The sequence below is a fragment of the Escherichia sp. MOD1-EC6021 genome (assembly GCF_002965245.1).
Taxonomy (GTDB): Bacteria; Pseudomonadota; Gammaproteobacteria; order Enterobacterales; family Enterobacteriaceae; genus Escherichia; species Escherichia coli_F.
On the sequence record NZ_PTRU01000068.1, the window covers coordinates 1 to 5,375 of the forward strand.

Consider the following 5,375-nt stretch of genomic DNA (forward strand, 5'->3'; position numbering starts at 1 on the left):
TGTCAGCGTCAGTGTGTATATACTGTGTAGCTGGTGAGATAACGGTTCATGTATCCCCTGAGCTGACAGTGTACCGGGTATATTAAGCGTAACCGACAGGTTCTCCTTCATACCATATTAAATTTTTCCAGGTATTGCCGCTGCCTTATTTCGTCCCATACAGGAAAACTCGTCTGGGTTTCTGACAAATACGCGAAACTCACAGCCCCTCAATATCAACCACACGCTGTAAGCCGGTAATACCTGAAAATCAGCCTATTACCGCCCGCGCCTCCGTTACCGAACGCTCAGGTGACCAGACTGAAGCCCAGCACGCACTCGTAAAATTTGCGGTCAGTTCCGTCAGTCAGTGGGCAACCGCAGAGTTACGGGCTTCCAGGTCCACAGGAGTGAGTCTATAACGCGTGTGGGAAATCATTTTTTCTGGCGTTGACAGAACGCCTTACGGGCTGCTACTTACCCGGTGTCCCGCAATACAGCCTTAGTGTTCCGTTATCGGGGATCCGGACGCACCGCAACAACCGGGGAAGTATTTCTGGTTAGAGCTGTGTCAAGAGGGATTTCTCAGCCCCTCACTCACCGGCTCAGTCTCAGGGCAGAAGCATTAATACACTCAGTTCATGTCTTATACAGGAATGGGCATAGGGGGAGCTGGCGTGTCACTGCTGATTTTACGCATCAGCGTTCATGTATCTGCACTCTGATACAGAATGCTTCACAGCGCTCTGTTACCGGAGAGATTTACTCTCTTAGGTTATTCTGGCAAATCCTTTACGTTACTCTCTGATGACTTCTTATATTTATAATACCAATCAGACAACCTTATCCCATCGGTGATATCAGTCTCCTGCTCGCCAGGAACGGGCTGACTCACTGTAACCACCTCCGAAAACAACTCTGCAATTATCAGAACGCCTGCTTCTCTCCCTGTCCTCACGAAAACTATCCCCTCTTTATCGCGCGTGCGTGCGGAAGCATCTTTTCGCAACACCCCCCTCCGGGATTCCGCTACGGCTCTGCCATCGCAATCCCCCCGTTTATCTCCGGACAGCCGCATTCCCGATTATTTTTTACGTTTCTCCCCGGTTGTTATGCCGGTGAAGGTGGCGCGCTGTTTTCATGACCACACCGGCTGGTTTAACAACATCCGGAGGAACATTCTCATGGCTACCCCAGTTTCGCTGATGGATGACCAGATGGTCGACATGGCGTTTATCACTCAACTGACCGGCCTAACCGATAAGTGGTTTGACAAACTCATCAAAGATGGGGGCTTTCCTGCGCCCATCAAAATGGGGCGCAGCTCCCGCTGGCTGAAAAGTGAAGTGGAAGCCTGGCTGCAGGCGCGTATTGCACAGTCCCGTCCGTAATTTTTAACCACTAACCCTTCGCCCACAGCAGACGCAATCTCCGGCCTGCCGGCGGCGCTCTGCTGCCTGTTATCCCCCGTGAGGAATATGAAAATGAAACAACAGTATCAGACCCGTTACGAGCTGCTCCATGAAAACTACCAGAAATGGCTGACCGGCTTCACCCGGCACGCCGTATCATGGGGCGTGTGTCATCCGAATATCTACTATTTCCATAATCTGACGCCCGGGTGGGTGTCATTCAATGGCGAAAAACCGGAGATTGCCATCGTTCCCCAGAGTCTGCACCGGCTGATTTATGGTCCGGACAAACGGAGCTCCCCGTCCCTGGATGATGATCTGGTGGTGAATTTATGCACCAGCGAACACCTGCTGGTTCATCATCCGATGCTGGAAGGGATCCTGCTGTCTGAATGTGAGCGCCTGAAGCAACATTCTCTGGCAAACAAACTGATCAGCCTCTTCCGTCAGTTTGGCGGCACGGAGTTACGTCTCAAACTGGTCTGGCTCTGCTGGCTTGACTTAATGACCGGAAACAGCCTTGACGACTGGACGAAAAACCTGAAACACAAATCAGAAAAAGATCTGGAGCAATGGATCATTGCACGTCAGGGTCAGAGTGAACCACTGACAAATCTGATGGATCAGTACGTGCTTATGGCATACCGTACATCGGTTGATGCCGCTCACAGTTGATGTCTGAGAACCACAGGGCTGGCAGCAGAAAACCAGCCCTGTGGTAAAATACAGTAATAGCGGCGTACATCAGGCACGCCGCTCACTCGTCCACAGATCATATACGTCATTATACTGCGCGATAACGGAGGGCTTCAGCACCCGGTCATTTCTGAGCGGGTATGAATACCATTGATGATGCGAAGCAGCCACGGGCAGAAACGTTCTTCACAACCAGGTGCCTCCATCTTCACTGCAGTCTGAATGTGCCGGCTTGTTATCCACCAGAAATGGTATGCTCCGGTACATGCATACCCCGGAGACTATAAACGCACTGAATCATAGCCTCCCACCTCAGCAGGAGGCAGTCAGCTTTCAGGCGGAAAAACGTTGCAGTTAAAGATCGTGAGAATCGCTGTTTCGTTGCATAGCAACCCGAACAGTTGTAGTGAAACATTTTACCTGCATCAGCACATGGTCAGGCGCCGTCTGTATGGCGTGGAATACTGATGTTTCGGCTGATGGCAAGCCTCATTCTCTGTGGAAACAGGGGCGCGCATTAGCTTCTCAACCAGAGAGTGTCACAAAGACAAATATTGCTGAAAATCGCATTCATCGTTCAGGCGTGAATGCCCGGAGACAAAAGCCGCTGTCCACACAGTCCCCCTCTGACCTGAACAAAAAGCATACACACAACAGGCTCACCTGACCCCGAAAAACCATAACTTCAGCAATACCAGTGACACCAGCACGTTACCTCAGTGCCACATCTTCAGACCGCGATCAATCTGAAATGTGACTATCGGGGCAATATCCCTGCTTTGTGGTACACGATAACCAGAAAACATCCCCTGAACCGCCAGCCAGAAAGACTGGCCACAAAAGGGGTAAGCTGAAATCGTTTATGGATTACATCGACATATGCCTGGCAGAGAATGTCCGGAATGACGAGGTTATCTTTGCGGAGATTAAGGCAATGGTATACGGACCGACGTTCCATGCCGCGTTACTACATTCAGCCCGGACGTAAAATGCGCCCGTCAAAAAGAACGGTTCGCTTCGAAACTCAGCCAGGATACCACCTCTCCGCCACACCCGGGAAGAAGTTGATATGGTGGTTGCCGGACAACAGCGCTCCTGGATTGACTGCTGCATCACTCAACCACGCTGAATATCAAAGGAGAGCGTTACCGGTTAAAAGAGAAACGTAAAGCTGTGGTGATGACCCAAAACGCAACGCCTGTCAGTGAGGATGAAATGGTGAAAAGCGGACAGCATCAGTAACGGAAGTATCTTAGCGGGTACGAAAATGGCAGGATCGTGACATTGACAGAATATCTCCTGATCATCCTGAATGACTGCAGTTGCTGTAGAAAAGTAAGCTGTCTCCACCCACGGCACCACTTAACAGGCATTCCGTAACTTCCCCCAGACTTACTATGACGCATTATCGGTGCACTGAAAACGGGAGAGTGCGCTTAAAACCGCAGACCGCATGCGGGTGTTACTGCATGACAGTCTGGCCGTATTGTGAGATGTCGGCAGGAACCGATGTCCGCGCAGGGGGGAACTTCCTGCAGTACCTGACGCTTCAAATGGTATTAACCGTAGGGTGTTGTTGGTTCCGGATCGCGGAAATGGGAGCACAGGTCTGCTACGGGGTGTACCTCTGACAGTATATCCGGCTCGCTCATCTGACAGCCTCTCTCCCGGAAAAGACCAAAAATGAGATCGTCTCCTCAACAGCAGAGAAGAGGTCTTGACAGACAGGCTACATTGCATACGATTTATGAAGAAAAAGACAGCAAATATGGAGGTTATAGCGGAGAATACCCTACGAAATTCCTATGAAAAACGATTGAAAAAAAATATCAAATTCGATTCGTTTTTATATGCTTTTTGGGAGCGTGGCGATGACGAACTGTTGCATGTGCAGAGGAGAATGCCCCCGGAAGCACCAGAATCATCCAGAAAGGCAGAACGATTACGCATCAAACCAGGAGACAGCAATATCAAGGTAATATACTGATTTAAAATGAATTTACAGCAATACGTAAAAACATTTTTTACTTAAAGGAGACAGATGCGCTGAAGAGAGTGCAGGTATTTTTATATAAAAATGAGAAGTTTACGGGATGTGTATCCGGCACACTATGACCGGAGAATATCAGTCAAGCTTAAAAAGACAATAAATACAGTGAGTTAAATACACAGAGAAAACGTAGTATCAGAGGGTACATCTTACAACAGAGACTGAATTTCCGGTTTTTCATAACCGGCGCATTCCGGAAAGTGCAGGCGGCCCGGAGGTTTTCTGACGCCACTACCTGGTAGATTGTTCTGTACATCATGTACGGAGGTTTTTGTTTGCTTTTTTAAAATCTGCAAATGTGAGAAAAGCAGGTGAGGTGTATTGTGGGAAAGGAACTGGATGATATCTGCACCAGCTGTCCGTATATCGATGCTGTAAAACGGCACAAACAACAGCTCGGTGCCATAGAGGAATATACACAGTGGTTAAAAAAAGAACCACGGGCATCTTATTTTTTTCTGTTCCAGCTGTATACCCGCATTCACAATACATTTTTCTCCCAAAAGCAACAACTCCCGTTCACTCCCGGTGGCACTCACTGCCCGGAACCTGATGTCACCCTTCGGGACTTAACGCTTTCCCCTGGCTACCACAGTGATTATGCCCCTCAACCCATTCCGGAGATGGACAGTTCTGCTGTTGTTCCCCCAACTAATGAAAACACCTCGCCTCCGGAAGATACTCCCGACAACACTCCGGCCGGAGGCAATACCGGACAAGCGGAAAAGACCAGAAACGCAGGACTCACACCCATTCCTGAAAAACGTTCAGGAATGCCCCCGGAACATCTGCGGTTTGCCACGGGGTTTCCATCGCAACCGAAGATTGCCGGTCCCAGAGAAAAGCCGATGCGCACCGTGCATCCGGATAAAATCTACCGTGAAATTATATGGTTCTGCTCCAGTTACCTGCTGAAATCCGGACCAGAGGCTACGAGGACGATTATCAACTCAGTATTCTCTGAATGGGCCAGCATAAACAATGATTACCCCTCCCCCTTTTCGTGGGTGGACAGCAGGGACAGTGAACAGTGTGACTGGTTATGGAACGCCATGCAGGTCCGGTGTGTGGGAACCCCGCTGAATCCCCTTACCCCGGAGCAGAAATACTGGTTTGCCTGCGCCACGTTTGATAACTGGGAGGGCTGGAATGAGCAACAGGTGCGTATTTTCATGAAAGGAGATCACTCAATAACTTCCATCGAGATCGGGTAATAACATTTGAACAGATCGCTGAAT

At 49.5% G+C, this 5,375-nt stretch carries 2 protein-coding genes and 3 pseudogenes; all 5 read left to right on the plus strand.

The window, feature by feature from the left end; translation table 11 throughout:
• Nucleotides 1-1,163 precede the first annotated feature (1,163 nt).
• The gene (locus tag BEB54_RS27535; RefSeq protein ID WP_000235214.1) at nucleotides 1,164-1,370 is read left to right on the plus strand and encodes a helix-turn-helix transcriptional regulator; all 207 of its coding nucleotides are present in this window, start codon (nucleotides 1,164-1,166) and stop codon (nucleotides 1,368-1,370) included.
• A 93-nt stretch (nucleotides 1,371-1,463) separates the two neighbouring features.
• Nucleotides 1,464-2,066 (plus strand): hypothetical protein, encoded by a 603-nt coding sequence (locus BEB54_RS27540; protein ID WP_000813432.1) that lies wholly within the window; start codon nucleotides 1,464-1,466, stop codon nucleotides 2,064-2,066.
• An 829-nt stretch (nucleotides 2,067-2,895) separates the two neighbouring features.
• Nucleotides 2,896-3,177 (plus strand): annotated as a pseudogene (locus BEB54_RS28780) (hypothetical protein); the annotation flags it as partial.
• 14 nt (nucleotides 3,178-3,191) lie between these two features.
• Nucleotides 3,192-3,329, plus strand: a pseudogene (locus BEB54_RS30060) (AAA family ATPase); the annotation flags it as partial.
• Nucleotides 3,330-4,460: 1,131 nt separating this feature from the next.
• Nucleotides 4,461-5,321, plus strand: a pseudogene (locus BEB54_RS27570) (hypothetical protein); the annotation flags it as partial.
• Nucleotides 5,322-5,375: the final 54 nt, after the last annotated feature.